Below are 19,310 nucleotides of genomic sequence, written 5' to 3'. Positions count from 1 at the left end.
CTCAGCCCCGGGTCCAGCGCTGGCCGGCGCTCGCGGTGCAGGTCCAGATGCGGGCCTTGGTGCCGTTGGCGGTGCCGCCGACGTCCAGGCACTTGTTCGCGCCGACGGCGGTGATCGTGCCGTCGGCGTTCAGGCGCCACTTCTGGTTGTTCTGGCCGTTGCAGCTCCAGATGATGACGGCGGTGCCGTCGGCGGTGCCGGCGCCGTTGACGTCCAGGCACTTGCTGCCGTAGACGCGCAGCTCACTCGCGCTGGTCGAGGTCCACTGCTGGTTCGCCTGACCGTTGCAGTCCCAGATCTGCGCCAGCGCGCCGTTGGCCTGCGAGGCGCCGCTGACGTCCAGGCAGCGGCCGGAGCCGGCGCCCTTGAGCGGGCCCGTGCCGCCGCCCGGCGTGCTGGTCAGCTCCTTGACGCGGACGTTGCGGAAGGACACCACGTCGCCGGAGCCGTGGTTCTGCAGGCCGAGGTAGCCCTGCTGGAGGGAGCGGGCCGGGTCCGTGTTGGTGAAGTCGTTGATCTTGGTGCCGTTCAGGAACACCTGCAGCCGCTCACCCTCCACCAGCAGCTCGAAGGTGTTCCACTGGCCGGGCGGGTTCAGCGCCGCGTCGCGGGCGGCGATGTCGGCGGCCTTGACCCCGTAGATGGCCCCGGTCGTCTTGTCCGTGGTGTCGGTCGCGTCGATCTGCACCTCGTAACCGGTGTCGAGGGCCGCCTGGGGGTCACTCGTGGCGGGGAAGCCGACGATCACGCCGGAGTTGGAGTCGCCGGTCATCCTCCAGTCGAGCTTGAGCGAGTAGGAGCGCAGCTCCTTGGCGCTGTACCACAACATGCCCATGCCGCCCTGGGAGGTCAGCGTGGCGTCGCTGTTGGCGAACGATCCCGGGCCCGCCTGCGACCAGCCCGTGGTCGAGCCGTTGTACAGCGCCGTGTACCCGGTCTCCGGGCGGCAGTCGGCGTTGACGGCCTTGGCCGCGTACCGGATGCCGCCGAGCAGCAGCGCGCGGAAGCTCGGGTCGGCGTACGACTCCTGGGTGTGCCCCAGCCCGGTGTAGAACGAGCGGCCGGACGACTGCGGGTGGCACCACGTGATCGGGTGGTCGCCCATGCCGCCGCCGCTGTAGCTGCCCTCGTCGAGGCTCTGCAGCACGCGCACGTTCGGGCGCGGGTTGGTGCGGTAGTTGTACCACTCGTCGGTGCGCGACCAGGTCGCCCCGAGGTGCGCGGTGGCGGCGTGCGCCCGGTCCTCGGTGCGTACGGTGGCCTGCTGGATCGCCGGGTGGTTGTTGAACCAGGCGCCCATGAGCTGCCCGTAGTAGGGCCAGTTGTACTCGGTGTCGGCGGCGGCGTGCACGCCCACGTAGCCGCCGCCGCCGTCCACGTACGCCTGGAAGGCGGCTTGCTGGGTGTCGTTGAGCACGTCGCCGGTCGTGCTGAGGAACACCACCGCTCGGTACTGGGCCAGGTTGGCCGCGGTGAAGGCGTTCCCGTCCTCGGTGGCGTCGACGGTGAAGTCGCCGGTGGCGCCCAGGTCGCGGATGGCCTGGATGCCGGCGGGGATCGAGTCGTGCCGGAACCCGGCCGTCTTGGAGAACACGAGCACCTTGAAGGCGGCGGCCTGGGCGGGGACGGCGGGGATCAGTATCGCGGCGGCGATGAGGGCCGCCACGGTCGCCGCCAGGCGTCTCAGTGCGGTGGGGGTCGGAGGTCGCAGCATGGGGGTCCCTTTCAGACGCGGGTCCAGCGCTGGCCGGTGCCTGCGGTGCAGGTCCAGATGCGGGCCTTGGTGCCGTTGGCGGTGGCGCCGACGTCCAGGCACTTGTTCGCGCCGACGGCGGTGATCGTGCCGTCGCTGTTCAGGCGCCACTTCTGGTTGTTCTGGCCGTTGCAGTCCCAGATGATGACGGCGGTGCCGTCGGCGGTGCCGGCGCCGTTGACGTCCAGGCACTTGGAGCCGTAGACGCGCAGCTCACCCGCGCTGGTCGAGGTCCACTGCTGGTTCGCCTGACCGTTGCAGTCCCAGATCTGCGCCAGCGCGCCGTTGGCCTGGGAAGCGCCGTTGACGTCCAGGCAGCGGCCCGAGCCGACGCCTTTGAGCGCGCTCGTGCTGCTCGACGGGGTGCCGGTGTCGAAGGTGAAGGCGTCCACGTCGAACAGGTACCCCTGCCCGGTCGGCCCGCGGAAGACCAGGTAGAGCGTGGTCGTGCCGGCCGGCGCGCCGCTGAGTGCCGCCGAGACGTCGGCGAAGGTGTCCCAGCCGCCGGTGCTCGCCACGGTCGCCGTGCCCAGCAGGGTGCCGGTCGGCGAGCCGGCCCGCACCTCGATCCGGCCGCCCGCGCCGCCCGACGACACCCGGGCGGTGAACCGCGTCGCGGAGGCCAGGCCGTACGGCTGGAAGGAGATCCAGTCGCCGTCGTCGACGAAGCCGGCCGTCTTACCGCCCTCCGCCGTGGTGTGGTCGGCCGTCTGCACGCCCTGCTGGGCGCCGAAGTGCTCGGCCTGCCGGTGCCGCGGCTGCAGGACGCGGGCGCTGGTGGAGGTCAGCCCGCCCTGGTCGGTGTAGGACGCCTCGAAGACGCCGTAGATGTTGGCCGCGGCGTCGTGCTCGCCGTCCACCGGCACCGCGATCGAGCCCGAGCAGCCCGTCTTGGACGTGATCTGGTGGCGGTGGCTGTCGTGGCCGAGCAGGTAGGCGACGGTCACCCGGTCGCAGTCGACCGTGCCGTCCTCCGGGTCGGTGACCGTGACCTGGAACGGCACGGTGTCACCGAAGGAGAACAGCTGCCCGTCCGTGGGGGCGGTGAGGGTGACCGACGGCGCGGTGTTGCCGACGGTCACGATCACGCTCGCCGTGCCGGTGAGGCCCTGCGGGTCACGGACGGTGAGCGTCGCCGTGTACGTGCCGTTCGCGGTGTAGGTCTTGGACGGGTTCGCCGCCGTGGAGGTGGTGCCGTCGCCGAAGCTCCACGCGTACGTCAGCGCGCCGCCCTCCGGGTCCGAGCTGCCCGCCGAGGAGAAGCTCACCGTCAGCGGCGCCGGGCCGGACGTCCGGTCGGCGGAGGCCTTGGCGATCGGGTTGCGATTGGCGCTGCCGATGTACTCGATGCGGTACAGCGCCTGGTTGTTGCTCCCGGTGCCGTAGTCGAGCACGTACAGGGCTCCGTCCGGGCCGAACGCCATGTCCATCACCTGCGTGCCCGACCAGGGGAAGGCCGCGATCTCGCCGTAGCCGCCGTCCTGCCGGACCTCGATGGCCTTGATCCAGCGCCGGCCGTACTCGCCGGCGAAGAAGCGCCCGTCGAGCGACTGGGGGAACTTGACGGACGAGCTCAGGGCGGGGTCGAAGCGGTAGACGGGGCCGCCCATCGGCGACTCGGAGCCGGAGCCGAACTCCGGCGGGCTGCCGGCGTCCCCCGCGTACCGGATCCAGGCCGGCTTCGCCGAGGGCAGCGTGGTCAGGCCGGTGTTGCGGAAGGAGTTGTTGGTGGGGCCGCCCGCGCAGTCGTACTTCGGGCCGGTGCTGTTGGTGGCGAAGTTCCACTCGTTGTAGGTCTCGCTGGTGGTGTTCGTGCCGGTGCAGTACGGCCAGCCGTAGTTGCCCGGCCCGGTGACGCGGTCGAACTCCACCTGCCCGCTCGGCCCCCGGGTGGAGCTGGTCACGCCGGCGTCCGGACCGTAGTCGCCCAGGTAGACGACGCCGGTCGCCTTGTCCACGCTCATCCGGAACGGGTTGCGGAAGCCCATGGCGTAGATCTCCGGCCGGGTCTTCGCCGTTCCCGGCGGGAACATGTTGCCGCTGGGGATCGTGTAGCTGCCGTCGGGCTGCGGCTTGATGCGCAGGAGCTTGCCGCGCAGGTCGTTGGTGTTGGCGGCCGAGCGCTGGGCGTCGTACTGCGGGTTGCGGTTGGTGCGCTCGTCCAGCGGGGCGTAGCCGCTCGACTCGAACGGGTTGGTGTCGTCGCCGGTGGTCAGGTACAGGTTGCCGGCGGCGTCGAAGTCGATGTCGCCGCCCACGTGGCAGCACTGGCCGCGGTCGTTCTGCACCCGCAGGACCACTTTCTCGCTGCTCAGGTCGAGCGTGTCGTCCGACTTGAGGGTGAACCGCGACAGGTACAGCTCACCCTTCCACTGGTCGAACTGCGACTGCGTGCCGGTGCTCGGCGCGTCGCCGGTCGGCGTGCTGAGCCGCGGCGAGTAGTAGAGCCACAGGTAGCGGTTCGACGCGAAGCCGGGGTCGGCCGCCACGCCCTGCAGGCCCTCCTCGTCGTGGGTGTAGACGTTGAGCTTGCCGGCCACCTTCGTGGTGCCGGCCGCGTCGGTGATGCGGACCGTGCCGTCGCGGGCGGTGTGCACCACCGACCGGTTCGGCAGCACGGCCAGGGACATCGCCTCGCCCAGCTCGGCGCCGCCCGAGGCGAGCGACACCTGCTGGTAGTCGGACGGCGGGATGTCGACGGCGTTCGCCGGGGACGCGTGGAGCGCCGTCGTGGCCAGCATCGCGGCGATCAGGGCGAGCCGCAGACGTCGGGGCATGGGGGGTTCCCTCCTCCTCCTGTGACAGGAGGACCGGTCAGGCGCGGGTCCACTTCTGGTTGGTGCCGCCGTGGCAGGTCCAGATCTGGACCTTGGTGCCGTTGGCGGTGCCGGCGCCGCTGACGTCCAGGCACTTGTTCGCGCCGACGGCGGTGATGCTGCCGTCGCTGTTCAGGCGCCACTTCTGGTTGTTCTGGCCGTTGCAGGTCCACGTGATGACCGCGGTGCCGTCGGCCGTGCCGGCCGCGTTGACGTCCAGGCACCTGCCGTCGGACGTCTTCAGCTCACCCGCACTGGTCGACGCCCACTGCTGGTTCGCCTGACCGTTGCAGTCCCAGATCTGCACCTGCGACGTGCTCGGAACGTCCAGGCAGCGGCCGGAGCCGACGCCCTTGATCGGACCGGTGTTCCCCGAGGGCCCGCTCCGGGGGCCGGCGGCGGCGATCACGGCCTGCGCGCCGGACGGCCAGGCGCCGTTGGCGACCGTGACGTTGTTGTTCACCACGTTGCCGCGGTCGCCGTTGGTCACGTTGGTGCTGCCGTTGGTCGACCAGTTGCCGGTGACGGTGAAGTTGCCCATGTTCTCGCCGCCCCAGTAGTTCGCGGTCGCCCACGTGCCGGTGTTCGCCAGGACGTTGTTCCTGACCGTGTAGTACCGGGAGCCCTCGTCGAAGTAGACGCCGAACCAGCCATTGGTGCGCAGGCAGTGGTTGTCGCTGATCACCGCGCCCGGGTTCCACGACAGCGTGTAGATGCAGCCGCCGTCGGTCATCTGCTGCATCACGTCGTGCACGTAGTTGCCGACGAGCTTGTTGCCGGAGGCGGTGGTGGCCGTGGTGTAGCGGGGCTGGAAGTCGTACAGGCCGCGGTTGGCGTAGTGGGTGCTGCCGCCCGGCTCGTTGGAGCCCCAGCCGTACCCGATCGACATGCCGGTGTAGGGGAGGTTGTAGACCTCGTTGTGGGACACGTCGGTGCCGGTGACGTACGTGGTCAGCACCGAGACGATGCCGCGGTGGTCGAGTCCGAGGTCGTGGATGCGGTTGTCGCTGACCGTGATGTCGCGGTTGACCATCCGCGCGTCGCTGGGGTGGTGCGCGTCGGCGCGCACGCCGCCGACCACGACGCCGCCGGCCGAGCTGCGCGCGATCTCCGAGCGGGTCACCGTGATGCCGGAGGCGCCCAGGCCGACGCCGCTGGCGTGCGCGTTGGCGTCGTTGCCGATGCCGATCGCCGTCTGTCCCAGGTTGACGAAGCGCGAGTCGGTGAACGTGATCGTGTTGGCCGCGGAGACCTGCACGGCGGCGGGCATCTGGAACCAGTTCGGCCGGGTCGCCTCGAACTGGCGGCAGCCCTCGTGGCAGGAGGTGAAGGCGGGCCAGCTCCAGTTGCCGGCCATGTAGGCGCCGGTCTGCTGGTCCACGTAGCCCTGGTCGCTGCTCGGGCCGAGCCAGCTCGTGCCGGTGAAGGTGATGCCGCTGAACGTCAGGTGGTGCGCGGGCGCGTCATAGGTGCCCCCGACCTGCACCAGCGACTGCAGCACCGGCAGCTCCACGCTGACGTTGCCCATGCTCTGCCCGGCGAGCGGGATGTACGACAGGGTGCCGGTCCCCGGGTCGAGGTACCACTCCCCCGGCGAGTCGAGGAACTCGTAGGCGTTGACCAGGTAGAGCGGCCCCGCCCGGTGCGGGCTGGTGAAGGTGTCGTAGCCGAAGTTGTTGTTGTTCCAGGCCGGCTGCTTCATCGTGATGAGGTTGCCGGCGATGCTCTGCACCGGGGAGTACCGGTCGGTGAACGAGCCGACGCTCTCCATCTCGATCCGGCCCTGGTTCGCCAGGTTGTTCAGGTAGCTCAGGGCGCCGCTGGTGAACCTCATGCCCGTGCTGCTCGCGGTGAAGTCGGAGCGGTTGACGGCGGTGCGGGCCCGGGTGGCGAGCGCGCCGTCCACGTACAGCTGCCGGCTGTCGATGCCGGCGCCGACGGAGGCGCGCCAGATGTTCTTCCCGGAGTCGGCCAGGGACCAGCCGGTGACCGCCCTGGCCCCGCTGATCACGGGGGTGGCGCCGGCCGCGGCCTGCCACCTGACGGTGTAGCCGTTGGTGCCGGAGTCGGCGGCGGTCAGCCGCAGCGGCTGGGACAGGCGGTACACCCCGCCGGCCAGCTCCACCACGATGTCACCGGACATGCCGGCGTTCAGCGAGCGCACCGCCGCCTGCGCGGCGGGCAGCGCGCACGGCTGGGCGGAGGTGCAGGCGGTGCCGGTGCCGGCGGGGGCCGCGTACAGGGTCGTGGTGGCCGCGCTCGCCGAGGTGGCGGGGGCGACGAGGGCGAACGCCGCGGACAGCGCGGCGGTGACGATGCCGATCAGGAGGGGTCGCGAAGGTAATGGCACAGTCGTTCCTTTGGGGGGTAGGGGCGCCGGCCTCGCTCCTCATTACGTTCGGATCTTGCAGATCCGTCAAGACTTTAAGCCCGCTTATTTCGCGATGCGCACACCTTTAGTACGACTGTGGTGAGCCTTTTTGCTGATTTACCTGGCGCTTTGTCTGCGACCGGGTGCGGCGGTGGCGATCGCTCGCGAATGAACCGTTCATATGTGTCGTACACATCGAGGAAGACCCGTCCGAGGGAGGGCCGGACGATCAGTCATACTCATGCAGGGAACGGCGAGGAGGAAGCACGGTGACCGACACCCCGCGCGAGAGCGGATACCGGCCGGGCTACGAGGTGGCGGCCGAGCAGGTGCTCGAACTGATCGTCCGGCTCGGCCTGCGGCCCGGTGACCGCATGCCGACCGAGAACGAGCTGGCCCAGCAACTGGGCACCAGCCGCACCGTCGTCCGCGAGGCGGTGAAGATCCTCTCCGCGCTCGGCCGCGTGCGCGCCCAGAAGGGCCGCGGCCTGTACGTCGCCGACGACGAGGGCATGTTCGGCACCGGGCGCTGGGGGTCCTTCTTCCTCCCCACCGACCTCGACCACGTCTACATGCTGTTCGAGTTCCGCCGGGCGCAGGAGATGGAGACCAGCCGGCTCGCCGCCCGCCGCGCCACCCCCGCCGAGCTGCGCGCCATCGAGGAAGCCGCCGGCGTGTGCCGCCACGGCTTCGAGACCGGGCGGGAGGAGCTGTTCAACGAGGGCGACGACGCCTTCCACACCGCCATCGCCACCGCCTCGCACAACATGTTCCTCCAGGTCGCCGTCCGGGAGGCGCGCCGGCTGCAGGCGCAGTCGAGCCTCATCGGGCTGCGCGGCTCCGTCGGCGGGCACGCCGCCAAGGCCGTCGAGGAGCACGACGCCATCTACCAGGCCATCCGCGCCGGCGACCCGGAGGCGGCGGCCCAATCGGCGGCCACGCACATCGACAACACCCTCGACGACTACCGCCGCGAGATCCAGCAGCGCCTCTTCTTCTCCTCCCACTGACCCGCCCGCCCCACCTCGGCCCGGCGCGCCGGCGTGGGGGCGGCTGGTGGGGCGTGGGGCAGGCGGTGGCCGGCAGGCGAGCGCGGCCTGGACACGCACAACGACCAGCACACCCCGAGCGCGGCCAGCGGCGGGCGCGGCCCAGGCACACACAACGGCCAGCCCGCACCAGGCGCGGCCAGCGGCGGGCGCGCCCCGGGCACGAGCGGTGGCGGGCGCCGCCTGTGCAGGGGCGGTGGTGGGCGGGGGGCGCGGTGGGCTGCGGTCCGATCCGGCCTGGGGCGTCCCGGCTGTTGTCATCCTGGCCGCCGTGCTGGGCAGGAGTTGCCGGTGACGGCCAGGAGGCGGCGGCCGGCGTGTTCGGGGCGGATGTGGGGGCCCTCCGCGGCGCGGGTGGCGGGGTGGCGGGCGGAGGTGTCGATCGTTCGTTCGTCGATCGTGATGCCCAGGCCCGGCGAGTCGCCGAGGATGAAGGCGCCGTCCTCGATGTGCAGGTCGAGGGACAGGCCGCGGGGCGGGTGGAGGTCCTGCAGTTCGCTGGCCAGGTGGTTGGGGACGGACGTGGCGGCGTGCAGCAGCGGGACGGGGGTGGCGCCGATCGGGCTGACGGGCAGGTCGTGGGCGTGGGCCAGGGCGGCGACGCGCAGGAAGTGGGACACGCCCCAGACGACGGCCGTCTGGACGATGTCGACGGCGCCGGCGGCCAGCAGCGGGCGGAACTGTTCGAGCCCGGTGAGGTTCTCGCCGGTGGCGACGGAGGCGCGGATGCCGCGGCCGACGGCGGCGAGTCCTTCGGCGTCCCAGCGCCGCACCGGCTCCTCGATCCATGTGAGGTCGAGGGCGCGTTCGAGCTCGCAGACGTGCCGGACCGCCTGTTTGCGGGTCCAGGCCTCGTTGACGTCGAGCATCAGGCCGGGCCGGGCGCCGTGCCCCGCCTCGGTGAGGACGTCCCGGACGAGGGTGAGGCGGTGCCGGTCGCGTTCGATGTCGAGGCCGCCCTTGAGTTTGGCGGCGCGCAGCCCGTGCCGGGCGTACTCCTGGTGGACGGCGACGAGCTCGTCGTCGGTGAGGCCGATGTCGAGGCCGGAGGCGTAGGCGGGCACCTGCCGGTCGCGCCCGCCGAGCAGGCGCCACAGGGGCTCGCCGGCGGCCTGCGCCTTGATGTCCCACAGGGCGGTGTCGAGCGCGCCGATGGTGCCGAAGACGGCGCCGGCGTGGCCGGCCTTGAACGTGCGCCGCAGCATGCGGTCGTAGAGAGCGGTGACGCTGCGCGGGTCCTCGCCCTCGATGGCGGCGAAGACGGCCTCGATCTCGACGTGCGGCCCGAGGCCGACGCCGGTGATGCCCTCGTCGGTGTCCACGAGGACGAGCGGCACGGGGACGGCCCCGTCGGCGAAGACCCCGTTGACGTCTCCGACGGGCCGGCCCCATTCCTGGACCGTGGTCATGGTGCGATATCCGGTGATCCGCATGTCAGCCCTTCGTGGAGCCGGCGGTGACGCCGTCGGCGATCTGGCGCTGGAGGAACAGGTAGATCATCAGTACGGGCACCGCGGCGATCAGGATCCCGGAGGCGAACGTGGGGATGTCGTCGGAGTACTGGCCGCGTAGCGCGTTGACGCCGATCATGAGGGTGCGGTGCTCGGGTGACGGCATCATGAGCAGGGCGATGAGCACGTCGTTCCAGCAGAACAGGGCGTCGAGGATGCCGACCGACAGCAGCGCGGGCGCGCCGAGTGGGAGCATGATGCGCCGGTAGACGCCGTAGACGGTGTTGCCGTCGATCCTGGCCGCGTCGACGATCTCCGCCGGGATGGTCCGGTAGTGGCTGGTCATCAGGAAGACGGTGAAGGGGAGGAACTGGGCGACGTAGGCCAGGATCAGCCCGGGGTAGGTGTCGACGAGCCCGGTGTCGGCCATGACCCTGGTGAGCGGCACCATGATCACCTGGAACGGGACGAACAGCCCCGCGAGGCACCCGAGGAAGATCACCGAGGAGCCGCGGAAGCGCAGCCGGGCCAGCGCGAAGCCGGCCATCGACCCCAGCAGCAGCAGGAGGGCCACGGCGCACGCGACGACGACGAACGAGTTGACGAAGTAGCGTGCCATCCCGGCGCCGGCCCACGCCTCGGCGAGGTTGTCCCAGCGCGGGGACGCCGCCGGGGAGAACCGGTCGAGGACGTAGTCGCGGCGGGTCTTCATGGCGACGTTGGCGGTGAACACGAGCGGGTAGATCGTCGCCAGCGCGAGGGCGGCCATCGGGACGGCGGCCGCCCACCTGGCCAGGCGCGTGCCGGGCATCAGTCCTGCCTCCCGGTCCGCCGGAGCAGGGTGATCTGCAGCAGCCCGACGACGAGCATGACGACGAACAGGACGGTGGAGGCGGCCGAGGCGAGCGCCGGCCGGTTCATCTGCCCCTGCTGGTGCCAGATGTAGTACTCCGGCAGGTAGGTGGAGCCCTCCGGGCCGCCGCTGGTCATGACGAAGAGCAGGCCGAACATGGAGGTCAGCATTCCGATCATCGTCGTCACGAAGACGAACTGGATGGTGCGGGTCAGGCTCGGGATGATCACGTGCCAGATGGTCCGGGCGAGGGACGCGCCGTCCACGCGGGCGGCGTCCAGCAGGGTGGCGTCGAGGGTGCTGAACCCGGCCAGGAACACCACGAGGGCCATCCCGAACGTGGCCCAGATGTGCACGCCGGTCACCGTGAACATGGCGATGCCGGGGTCGCCGAGCCAGTCCACGGGGCCGGCGCCGAACGCCGCGAGCAGGGAGTTCAGCGGGCCGTCGTACCCGAGCAGGAGGTTGAAGATCGCGCCGACGATCACCGGCGACAGCACCGCGGGGAAGAAGTAGACGCTGCGGTAGACGCGGTGGCCGGGCACGCGCAGGTAGATGAAGGTGGCGAGCAGGCCCGGGATCGCCACCGCCACGGGGAGCAGCAGCACCAGCAGGCCGACGTTGCGCAGCGAGACGCGGAACAGCGGGTCGGCGGCCAGCTCCAGGTAGTTGCCCAGCCCGACGGGGGTGCCGTTGAGGTCGCCGTCGCCGGTGAAGGAGAAGTTGACGCCCAGGGCCAGCGGCCACAGGCGCAGCGCCACGATGATCAGGACGGCGGGGGCCACCAGGACGTAGGGCGCGAGCCGTTCGGCCCGCACCTTGCGGGCGTCCCGGTGGGATCCTCCCTGCCGCCGTGCGATCGCCGGGCTGCGCTGATGGGCTCGCGGCGGTGCTCCGATCGGCACGCGGTCAGCCCTTCCGGTCGGAGGCGGCGAGCTGCTCCACCGCCTTGTCCACGGTGGTGGAGCCGCTGAGGAGCTGCTGGGACAGCCGGCCCATGAGGTCGAGGGTCTTGGACGACAGCGCCACGTGCAGGGCGGGCCGGCCGGTCTTGATCTCGGAGGCGATCGCGGCGACGGCGGGGCCGGCCTGGGTGACGTCGATCGTCGTGTCGGACGCGATCGCGCCGGCCTTCTGGTAGAAGGCGGTCAGGGCGCCGGTCGAGGTGAGGGAGCGTACGAGGTCGGCGGCCAGGGCGGGGTCCTTGGTCCACTTGGCGACCGCGTAGCCGATGCCGCCGTCGTACGGCAGGCTCGGGGTGGCCCCCTCGGTGACGACCGGGGCGGTCATGACGCCGATCTTGTCGGGCGGCAGGAACTCGGCGAAGTCGTTCCAGTGCCCGACGTCCGACATCAGCCCGATGATGTGGGCGGCCTTGCCGGTCTCGAAGACGGTGAAGACGTCGCTGAACATCGCGGTGGAGTTGGCGCCGTCGTTGTTCAGCCCCTTGTCGCCGGTCTGCTTCCACAGCTCGAAGACGCGCCGCACGTTCGGGGAGTCCCAGTCGCGCTTGCCGGCGATCCAGTCGTCGTACTCGCGGGGGGTGAGGATGCCGGAGCCGAGGCCCGACAGGAAGAACTGGATGCCGAAGCCCTCCTTGTTGCCGAGCGCGAAGCAGGCGGCTCCGGTCGCCTTCTTGATGGCGGCGCAGCCGGTGACCAGCTCGTCCCAGGTCTTGGGCGGGGCGGCGGGGTCGAGGCCGGCCTTCTCGTAGAGCGCCTTGTTGTAGTAGATGGGGTGGCCTTGCAGGGTGACCGGCGCGGCGTAGACCTTGCCGTCCTTGCTGAACGCCTCCCAGCCGGCCAGCCGGCTCTTGTCGCCGGCCACGTACTCGTCGAGCGGGAGGAGCGCGCCGGCCCGGTCGCGGATCTGCCCGCCCCCGTTGAACAGCATCACGTCGGGCCCCTTGCCCGCCTGGATCGCGGTGCCGAGCAGCGTGTAGTACTGGTCGAACGGCTGGGCGACGAACTCGACCGTGACCTCCGGGTGCCGCTTGGCGAAGTCGGCCTTGGCCTGCTCGATGTAGGTGGCGGCGGCCGGTTCGCCGGACTTCCAGTCCCACACCACGAGCTTGCGCTGCTTCTGCTGGGGGTCGCCGGACGGGGTGTCCGTGCGGGTCGCGCTCCCGCAGCCGGCCACGGCCAGTGCCGCGGCGATGAGGGCCGACCATAACGCTCGCTGCTTCATCGTTGCCCGCTTCCCGGAGCGGCCGCTGGATCCGGCCGACTGCTCGCAAACGTAATTCGTATGACGTCTGACGGCAAGAGGGGGCGCGTATACTGGCTTGCCAGGGCACCGGAGGCGAAATGACGGCATCTCAGGAAACGTCCGGGGGTGTCCCGGCGCCACCGGCCTGGGTTCGCCGCCCGGCGAGTCTGGCCAGGGCGGTGACGGCCGAGCTGGTGGAGCGCATCGTCCGCGGTGTCTACCCGCCGGGCACCGTGCTGCCGCCCGAGCCCGCGTTGTGCGAGGCGTTCTCCGTGAGCCGCACCGTCGTGCGCGAGGCCGTGAAGATCCTCCAGGAGAAGGGGCTGGTGCAGGTCCGTCAGGGCTCGGGCACCATGGTGACCCCGCCGGCGACGTGGGACCTGCTCGACGAGCTCGTGCTGACGGCGACCATCGCCGAGGACGAGAGCCTGGCGATCCTCGACGACCTCGTCGTGACGCGGCGCGTGCTGGAGTCCGACATGGCCAACGTCGCCGCCCGCCTGGCCGGGCCCGACACCGTCGACCGGCTGCGCGAGCTGGTCGATCGGATGGACGAGCTGGTGGACGACCCGGCCACGTACGCCGAGAGCGACCGCGCCTTCCACGACACGATCATGCGGGCGTCGGGCAACCGGATCGCCCGCGCCGTCGTGCGGTCGCTGGAGGGCCAGGTGGTCAACACCGCCCGCTACCTGGGCCGCACCGAGCGGGCCCTGTGCGTGGCGTCGAACCTCGGCCACCGCCGCATCTACGAGCGCATCGCCGCGCACGACCCCGGCGGGGCCGCCGAGGCGATGTTCCAGCACATCACCGAGGCCTGGATCGTGCGCCGCAGCGGGACGGCCGATCCCGTGCGGCTGCGGCGCTGAAACTTTCACGCCCCGGGGTCGGCGGCGGCCGCGGCCGCTTGTCCTGGTCAGGCGGAGGAGCGCGCGGGCGCTTGCCCGCACCGGCTCCCGACGCCCGGCGGGCCGCGCCTTGACAGGTCTTGTCACGGTCGGATTTGCTCCGCTGCACCATCACCGGCAGCCGCCCCGAAGAAAGGAGAACAGGGATTCGGCGGCAGTTTAGTTAGCGCTAACATCGCGAAAATCCGGCCGGTTCAGGCGCAGCGCGAATTCGGCGCGCCCGCACGGCTTTCCCCCGCATGCGTGTCATCACGAGAACGGCAAAGGAATGTGCGTGATGTCCAGGCTCAGATTATTTCTCACCGCCGTCTTCTCCGCGGTTCTGCTCATCGTCCCCGCCGCGGCGCAGACGGCGATGGCGCAGACGGCAATGGCCGGCCCCACCGCGGGATGCGGTAAGACCCCGACGCTGAGAAGCGGCTCCCAGTCGATCACCACGAGCGGCAAGAACCGCAGCTTCATCCTGCGAATTCCCGACAACTACTCCAACACGACGCCGTACCGGCTGATCTTCGGATTCCACTGGAACGGCGGCACCGCCGGCGACGTCGACAGCGGCGGGACCAGCGGCTATCCGTGGTCCTACTACGGGCTGCGAGCACTGTCGAACAACACCGCGATCTTCGTGGCGCCCCAGGGCCTCGGCAACGGCTGGGCCAACTCGGGCGGCGAGGACATCACGTTCGTCGACGACATGATCCGCAGGATCGAGGCGGACCTGTGCGTGGACACCACGCAGCGCTTCGCCATGGGCTTCAGCTACGGCGGCGGCATGAGCTACGCGCTGGCGTGCGCCAGGGCGTCGGTCTTCCGCGCGGTGGCGGTCTACTCGGGCGCGCAGCTCAGCGGGTGCAGCGGCGGCACGGAGCCCGTCGCGTACATCGGGCTGCACGGCCTGCGCGACCCGGTGCTGAACATCTCGGCGGGCCGGTCGCTGCGTGACCGGTTCGTCAGGAACAACGGCTGCACCGCGCAGAACCCGCCGGAGCCCGCGCAGGGCAGCCTGACGCACGTCGTCACCTACTACTCGGGATGCCGTAGCGGCTATCCGGTGGCGTGGGCGGCGTTCGACGCGGGCCACACCCCCAACCCCGTGGATGGACGGCCGGGCGACTACGAGCCCGGCGAGAACTCGTGGACCAGGCCGGTGGTCTGGGACTTCTTCACCCGCCTGGGCGGCGGCGACCCGAACCCGCCGGCGACGGGCACGATCAAGGGCGTCGGCTCCGGCCGCTGCCTGGACGTTCCGAGCACGTCGCAGGTGCAGATCTGGGACTGCAACGGCCAGGCGAACCAGCAGTGGGCCTCGACCAGTGCGGGTGAGCTGAAGACGTCCGACGGCCGGTGCCTGGACGTCAACGCGGCCGGCACGGCCGACGGCACGGCGGTCATCACGTGGACCTGCAACGGCCAGAACAACCAGAAGTGGCGTCTGAACAGCGACGGCAGCATCACCGCCGTCGGCGCGAACAAGTGCCTGGACGTCAGCGGCGCCGGCACCGCCAACGGCACCAAGGTCCAGATCTGGACCTGCCACGGCGGCACCAACCAGAAGTGGACCCGCGCCTGACGTCAGCGGGTCTCCGACCGGCTGCGCCGCCGGTACTCGGTGGGCGTCAGCCCGACCAGGGCGCGGAAGCGGCGCGCGAAGTACGTCGGGTCGTCCCATCCGACGGCGGCGCCGACCCGGGCGGCCGGCAGGGCCGAGTGCGCCAGCAGGGTGGCGGCGCGCTCGGCCCGCAGCCGGGCCAGGAAGTCCAGCGGCGTCACCCCGGCGTGCCGCTTGAACAGCCGGCCGAGGTAGGCGGGATCCAGGTTGACGGCGCGGGCGAGGTCGTCCAGCCGCCACGCCCGGTCGGGCGCCGCCTCCAGCCGGGCGACGGTGGCGGCGACGGCGGGGTGGACGGCGGGGCCGGGCGTCTCCGGCTCGGGGCGCGGCCGTCGGCCAGCACGCCGAGCACGCTGACCAGGCGGCCCAGCACCCGGCCCGGCCGCCGCCGATCGGCCGCGAGGTCCCGTTCGAGCAGGCCGATCTCCGTGACGGCCTCGCCGGCGGCGGCCGGGTCGACCGCGGTGACCGCCACGCCGTGCGTGCCGGACGCCACCGGGTCGGTCCACAGCAGCCGGCGCAGCAGCGGCAGCTCGTGCAGCGCCGCCAGCTCGGCCCGCAGCGCCTGCGCGGACAGGCAGCAGTTGGCGACGACGAGGCCTTCGCAGCCGCGGAACCCGTGCCAGGCGCCGGGGCGCAGCACGACGACCTGCCCGCGGCGCAGCGGCCGCTCGCCCTGGCTGGTCACGTGCCGCCCCCGCCCTGCGCCGATCACCGCGATCTCCAGGAAGTCGTGCGCGTGCGGCTCGACGTCGAGATCGAGGCGGTGCACCCCGGCCAGGACGGGGGCTCCGGTGAACAGCGCGTGCTCGTGCAGCGTGCGGGGCATGTCGGGATCGTACGACCACCGGCCGCGATCGGCCTAGCCCCGGAGCGCCTCGCCCGGCGACGCTGGTGCCATCCCGACTACGGAGGTCAGCGATGGCAACGAACACGACCGAGCACGCCCCCAGCGACGTCCGCGCCGACGGCACGGTGCCGCAGGAGCTGGTGACGGCCTACCGCGAGCACGGTTTCGTCCGAGTGCGGGGCGTTCTGACGCCCGGCCAGGCCGAGCGCTTCAGGGCCGCCGCCGAGGCGTTCCTGGAGGCGCACCGCGCCGAGAGCCTGGAGCGGGGCGGCGTCTTCAGCCAGCTCGTCAACGTCTGGCAGCGCGACCCGGCGCTGCGGGAGCTCACGCTCGACCGGCGGCTCGGCCGGATCGCCGAGCAGCTCGCCGGGTTCCCGCTGCGGCTCTGGCACGACCAGCTGCTCGTCAAGGAGCCGCACAACAACGCCGCCACGGAGTTCCACCAGGACCGCCCCTACTGGCCGCACACGGGCGACCGGCTGCCGCTGTCGGCCTGGATCGCGCTGGTGGACGTGCCGCCGGAGCGCGGCTGCATGACGTTCCTGCCCGGCACCCAGGACCGCACCGGCCTGCGCCCGCAGGACCTGCACCACGAGGACGACCTGTTCGAGGTGGACCCGTCGCTGCGGTGGGCGCCCCGGGTCACCGTGCCGCTGCGCGCCGGCGACTGCACCTTCCACAGCGGCTACACGGGCCACATGGCGCTGCCGAACCGGACGGGGCAGGCCCGGCTCGCGCACGTCACCATCTACATGGACGAGGCCACCCGCTACAGCGGCGCCGGGCACGTCGTCACCGATCCCCTCGGGCTCGCGGCGGGCGAGCGGCTGGACGGCGACACCTTCCCCCGTCCCTGGGCCTGACGGACACCCTCTTGTCCATATACGGATAGTAGTTATCTGATTACTTTAAGTGATTACATGGAGGGAATCCGCACGAGAAAGGCACATCATGGTCACCCCCGCCCACCGTTCCCTCCTCCGGCTGGCCGCCGCGGCGCTCGTCGCGGCGGCCACGCTCGCCGCGCTGCCCGCCGCGCCCGCCCTGGCCGCCAACGCGAGCCAGGCCCAGCGCCTGGAGAAGTTCCTCCAGCGGCCCGAGGCCCTGCGCCTCTGGTTCACCTACTCCTGCGACGCCGGCTCCGACATCCGGTTCGTGCACGGCGCGCTCCGCAAGGACGGCGAGAACGTCGCGGGCGCGGGCCGCTACCGCCTCAACTGCGACGGGAAGACCCACCAGCGGCTGCTCATCTTCGCGCCCCGCAACGACGTCGTCCGCACGGGCGACTCGGTCGAGGTCACGCTCAGGCTCGGCAAGGCCGTGGACGGCAGGCCCGAGTGGGTGACCGAGGACACCAGGACGCTCACCGTGACGGAGGTGGCGGTCTGACCCCCGCCGCGCGGGTCGACCGGCCGCGATACGCCGCCGCGCGGGTCAACCGGGCGCGGTACGCCGCCGCGCGCGTACCGCGCTGGTTGTAGCGGCGCTCATCCGCACGAGTGATGAGTGACGCGGGCGCTCACGGCTAGCATGCGCTGATGCGCGCAAAGGTGCTGTCGTCCGTCGGACGGCTCGCCGTGACGAACCCCTTCCTCACCGACCTGCTGTTCGGCCTCGTGGTGGCCGGCGTCACCCTGGTGTTCGGCCGCGTCCTGGGCGACGACCCGGCCGGCGCGGGCTACGCGCTGCGCCCGCTGGACCCGGCCGGCGTGGCGCTGACCCTGGTGGCGAACCTCGCTCTGGCCTGGCGCCGGCGCGTCCCCGTCACCGTCCTGATGATCTCCTCGGCCGCCTCGGTCGTCTTCCACGCGGCCGGTCACGACGCCCGGCTGAACGGGGTGGCGCCGCTGCTGGCGCTCTACACCGTCGCCTCCCTGCGGGCGCCCGCCGTGTCGGTGCCGTGCGCCCTGCCGCCGGCGTTGTCGCTGTGGCACGCGGCGTTCCTCGCCCCGGCCCCGTTCGTCTGGCCGAACGTCGCGCAGACGAGCATCATGACCGCCGTCGCGTGGACGTTCGGCAACAGCACCAGGATGCTGACCGAGCGCAACGACCGGCTGGCCCGCCTCACCGAGCGGCTGCGCCAGGAGCAGGAGGACAAGGCGCGGCGCGCGGTGACGGAGGAGCGGATGCGCATCGCCAGGGAGCTGCACGACGTGGTCGCCCACCACATGTCGGTGATCGTGATCCAGGCCGGGCTGGCCCGGTACGTGCTCGGCTCCGACCCGGCCACCGCGCGCGGCGCGCTGGCCACCATCGCCGGCACCGGCAGCGAGGCCCTGGGCGAGATGAGACGCCTGCTGTCCATCCTGCGCATCGACACCGAGGACGAAGGCTACGACCCCGCGCCGGGGCTGGAGCGGCTCGACCAGCTCGTGGAGCGGATGCGGTCGGCGGGCCTGCCGGTCGAGGTGTCGGTCACCGGCTCGGTACGCCCGCTGCCGCCCGGGATCGACCTGTGCGCGTACCGCGTCGTGCAGGAGTGCCTGACCAACGTGCTGCGGCACGCGGGCCCCGCCACCGCGCGGGTCCGCCTGCACTACGGCGGCGAGCTGGAGCTGCGCGTCACCGACGACGGGCGCGGGGCGGCCGCCGCCGTGCGGGAGGAGGGCCACGGCTTGATCGTCATGCGCGAACGCGTCAAGCTCTACAGGGGAACGGTCACGGCCGGGCCGAAGCCGTCGGGCGGGTTCGAGGTCGTGGTCACCCTGCCCCTGTCCCCCGTGAGCCCCACTCCCCCGACGGACGGTGAGCCAGAGTCATGATCAAGGTGCTGGTCGTGGACGACCAGATCCTCGTCCGCGCGGGTCTGGCGGCGCTGCTGCGCGCGGCCCCCGGCCTCGACGTCGTCGGGGAGGCGGCGACCGGTGAGGAGGCCATCGACCAGGCGGCCGCCACCGGGCCCGACGTCATCCTCATGGACATCAGGATGCCGGGCATGAACGGCGTGACCGCGACCGAGCACATCCTGTCCGCCAGGGGCGAGCAGCCGCCCCGGGTGCTCATCCTGACCACCTTCGACCTGGACAAGTACGTCTACGACGCGCTCCGCATCGGCGCCTCGGGGTTCCTGCTGAAGGACACCCCGCCGGAGCGGCTCATCGCCGCCGTCCACACCGTCGCGGCGGGCGACATGCTGTTCGCCCCCAGCGTCACCCGGCGCCTGATCGAGGCGTACACCAGCCGGGCCGACCCGCCCGCCGCGCTGCGCTCGCCCGCGCTGCACCCGCTGACCGCCCGCGAGGTGGAGGTGCTCAAGCTGGTCGGGCGGGCGCTGTCGAACGCTGAGATCGCCACCCGGCTGCAGGTCAGCGAGGCGACCGTCAAGACGCACCTCAACCGGACGATGACGAAGCTCAACCTGTCCAGCCGGGCCCAGGTCGTGGCGCTGGCGTACGAGTCCGGCCTCATCACCCCCGGCAGGGAGGGCGCGGCACCCGTGTGA

At 71.7% G+C, this 19,310-nt stretch carries 16 protein-coding genes; 7 read left to right on the top strand and 9 right to left on the bottom strand.

Annotated features, from left to right (window positions below; translation table 11 throughout):
- Position 1 precedes the first annotated feature (1 nt).
- The 3 genes from KIS93_RS09990 to KIS93_RS64900 are packed head-to-tail and all read right to left on the bottom strand — an operon-like array spanning position 2 to position 6,919.
- Positions 2 to 1,714 carry a ThuA domain-containing protein gene (locus KIS93_RS09990; RefSeq protein ID WP_080038192.1) on the bottom strand — a complete coding sequence of 571 codons (1,713 nt, stop codon included), beginning with the start codon at positions 1,712 to 1,714 and terminating at the stop codon, positions 2 to 4.
- Positions 1,715 to 1,725: 11 nt separating this feature from the next.
- Positions 1,726 to 4,530, bottom strand: coding sequence for a PQQ-dependent sugar dehydrogenase (locus tag KIS93_RS09985; RefSeq protein WP_080038191.1), 2,805 nt, complete (start codon positions 4,528 to 4,530; stop codon positions 1,726 to 1,728).
- Positions 4,531 to 4,567: 37 nt separating this feature from the next.
- On the bottom strand, positions 4,568 to 6,919 hold the full coding sequence (locus KIS93_RS64900) for an RICIN domain-containing protein (RefSeq protein WP_230466111.1): 2,352 nt from the start codon (positions 6,917 to 6,919) through the stop codon (positions 4,568 to 4,570).
- 290 nt (positions 6,920 to 7,209) lie between these two features.
- Between KIS93_RS64900 and KIS93_RS09975 the strand changes: the two genes are divergently transcribed.
- Positions 7,210 to 7,950, top strand: coding sequence for a FadR/GntR family transcriptional regulator (locus KIS93_RS09975; RefSeq protein WP_080038190.1), 741 nt, complete (start codon positions 7,210 to 7,212; stop codon positions 7,948 to 7,950).
- A 296-nt stretch (positions 7,951 to 8,246) separates the two neighbouring features.
- Here KIS93_RS09975 and KIS93_RS09970 read toward each other — a convergent pair whose 3' ends face one another.
- Genes KIS93_RS09970 through KIS93_RS09955 form a run of 4 tightly spaced genes read right to left on the bottom strand, consistent with a single transcriptional unit; the run spans position 8,247 to position 12,480 of the window.
- Positions 8,247 to 9,422 (bottom strand): mandelate racemase/muconate lactonizing enzyme family protein, encoded by a 1,176-nt coding sequence (locus tag KIS93_RS09970; protein WP_080038189.1) that lies wholly within the window; start codon positions 9,420 to 9,422, stop codon positions 8,247 to 8,249.
- 1 nt (position 9,423) lies between these two features.
- Positions 9,424 to 10,251: a carbohydrate ABC transporter permease gene (locus KIS93_RS09965; protein WP_080038188.1), complete on the bottom strand. Its 828-nt coding sequence runs from the start codon at positions 10,249 to 10,251 to the stop codon at positions 9,424 to 9,426.
- On the bottom strand, positions 10,251 to 11,198 hold the full coding sequence (locus tag KIS93_RS09960; protein ID WP_222107379.1) for a carbohydrate ABC transporter permease: 948 nt from the start codon (positions 11,196 to 11,198) through the stop codon (positions 10,251 to 10,253). The genes KIS93_RS09965 and KIS93_RS09960 overlap by 1 nt, the downstream gene beginning before the upstream one ends.
- A 4-nt stretch (positions 11,199 to 11,202) precedes the next feature.
- Positions 11,203 to 12,480: an ABC transporter substrate-binding protein gene (locus KIS93_RS09955; protein WP_080038187.1), complete on the bottom strand. Its 1,278-nt coding sequence runs from the start codon at positions 12,478 to 12,480 to the stop codon at positions 11,203 to 11,205.
- 119 nt (positions 12,481 to 12,599) lie between these two features.
- Between KIS93_RS09955 and KIS93_RS09950 the strand changes: the two genes are divergently transcribed.
- Both KIS93_RS09950 and KIS93_RS09945 read left to right on the top strand, forming a co-directional pair.
- The gene (locus tag KIS93_RS09950; protein ID WP_080038186.1) at positions 12,600 to 13,370 is read left to right on the top strand and encodes a FadR/GntR family transcriptional regulator; all 771 of its coding nucleotides are present in this window, start codon (positions 12,600 to 12,602) and stop codon (positions 13,368 to 13,370) included.
- Between the two features lie 316 nt (positions 13,371 to 13,686).
- The gene (locus tag KIS93_RS09945; protein WP_080046658.1) at positions 13,687 to 14,979 is read left to right on the top strand and encodes an RICIN domain-containing protein; all 1,293 of its coding nucleotides are present in this window, start codon (positions 13,687 to 13,689) and stop codon (positions 14,977 to 14,979) included.
- Between the two features lie 2 nt (positions 14,980 to 14,981).
- On the opposite strand, the gene KIS93_RS63240 is transcribed toward KIS93_RS09945, so the two are convergent.
- Positions 14,982 to 15,200 (bottom strand): helix-turn-helix transcriptional regulator, encoded by a 219-nt coding sequence (locus tag KIS93_RS63240; protein WP_246005247.1) that lies wholly within the window; start codon positions 15,198 to 15,200, stop codon positions 14,982 to 14,984.
- Entirely contained in the window at positions 15,176 to 15,847 is a 672-nt protein-coding gene (locus KIS93_RS09940; RefSeq protein WP_222107378.1) for an AraC family ligand binding domain-containing protein, read from the bottom strand. The genes KIS93_RS63240 and KIS93_RS09940 overlap by 25 nt, the downstream gene beginning before the upstream one ends.
- 92 nt (positions 15,848 to 15,939) lie before the next feature.
- Between KIS93_RS09940 and KIS93_RS09935 the strand changes: the two genes are divergently transcribed.
- The 4 genes from KIS93_RS09935 to KIS93_RS09920 all read left to right on the top strand — a co-directional run bounded on the left by KIS93_RS09935 (position 15,940) and on the right by KIS93_RS09920 (position 19,310).
- Complete coding sequence (locus KIS93_RS09935) at positions 15,940 to 16,731, top strand: phytanoyl-CoA dioxygenase family protein (protein ID WP_080038184.1); 792 nt, start codon at positions 15,940 to 15,942, stop codon at positions 16,729 to 16,731.
- Positions 16,732 to 16,819: 88 nt separating this feature from the next.
- Complete coding sequence (locus KIS93_RS09930) at positions 16,820 to 17,257, top strand: hypothetical protein (RefSeq protein WP_080038183.1); 438 nt, start codon at positions 16,820 to 16,822, stop codon at positions 17,255 to 17,257.
- Positions 17,258 to 17,406: 149 nt separating this feature from the next.
- Entirely contained in the window at positions 17,407 to 18,630 is a 1,224-nt protein-coding gene (locus tag KIS93_RS09925) for a sensor histidine kinase (RefSeq protein WP_080038182.1), read from the top strand.
- Positions 18,627 to 19,310, top strand: a complete 684-nt coding sequence (locus tag KIS93_RS09920; protein ID WP_080038181.1) for a response regulator — start codon at positions 18,627 to 18,629, stop codon at positions 19,308 to 19,310. The genes KIS93_RS09925 and KIS93_RS09920 overlap by 4 nt, the downstream gene beginning before the upstream one ends.

The organism is [Actinomadura] parvosata subsp. kistnae, from assembly GCF_900323885.1.
GTDB lineage: Bacteria > Actinomycetota > Actinomycetes > Streptosporangiales > Streptosporangiaceae > Nonomuraea > Nonomuraea composti.
The sequence above is the reverse complement of the archived record's forward strand: the minus strand, read 5'-3'. Positions and strand labels throughout refer to the sequence as shown.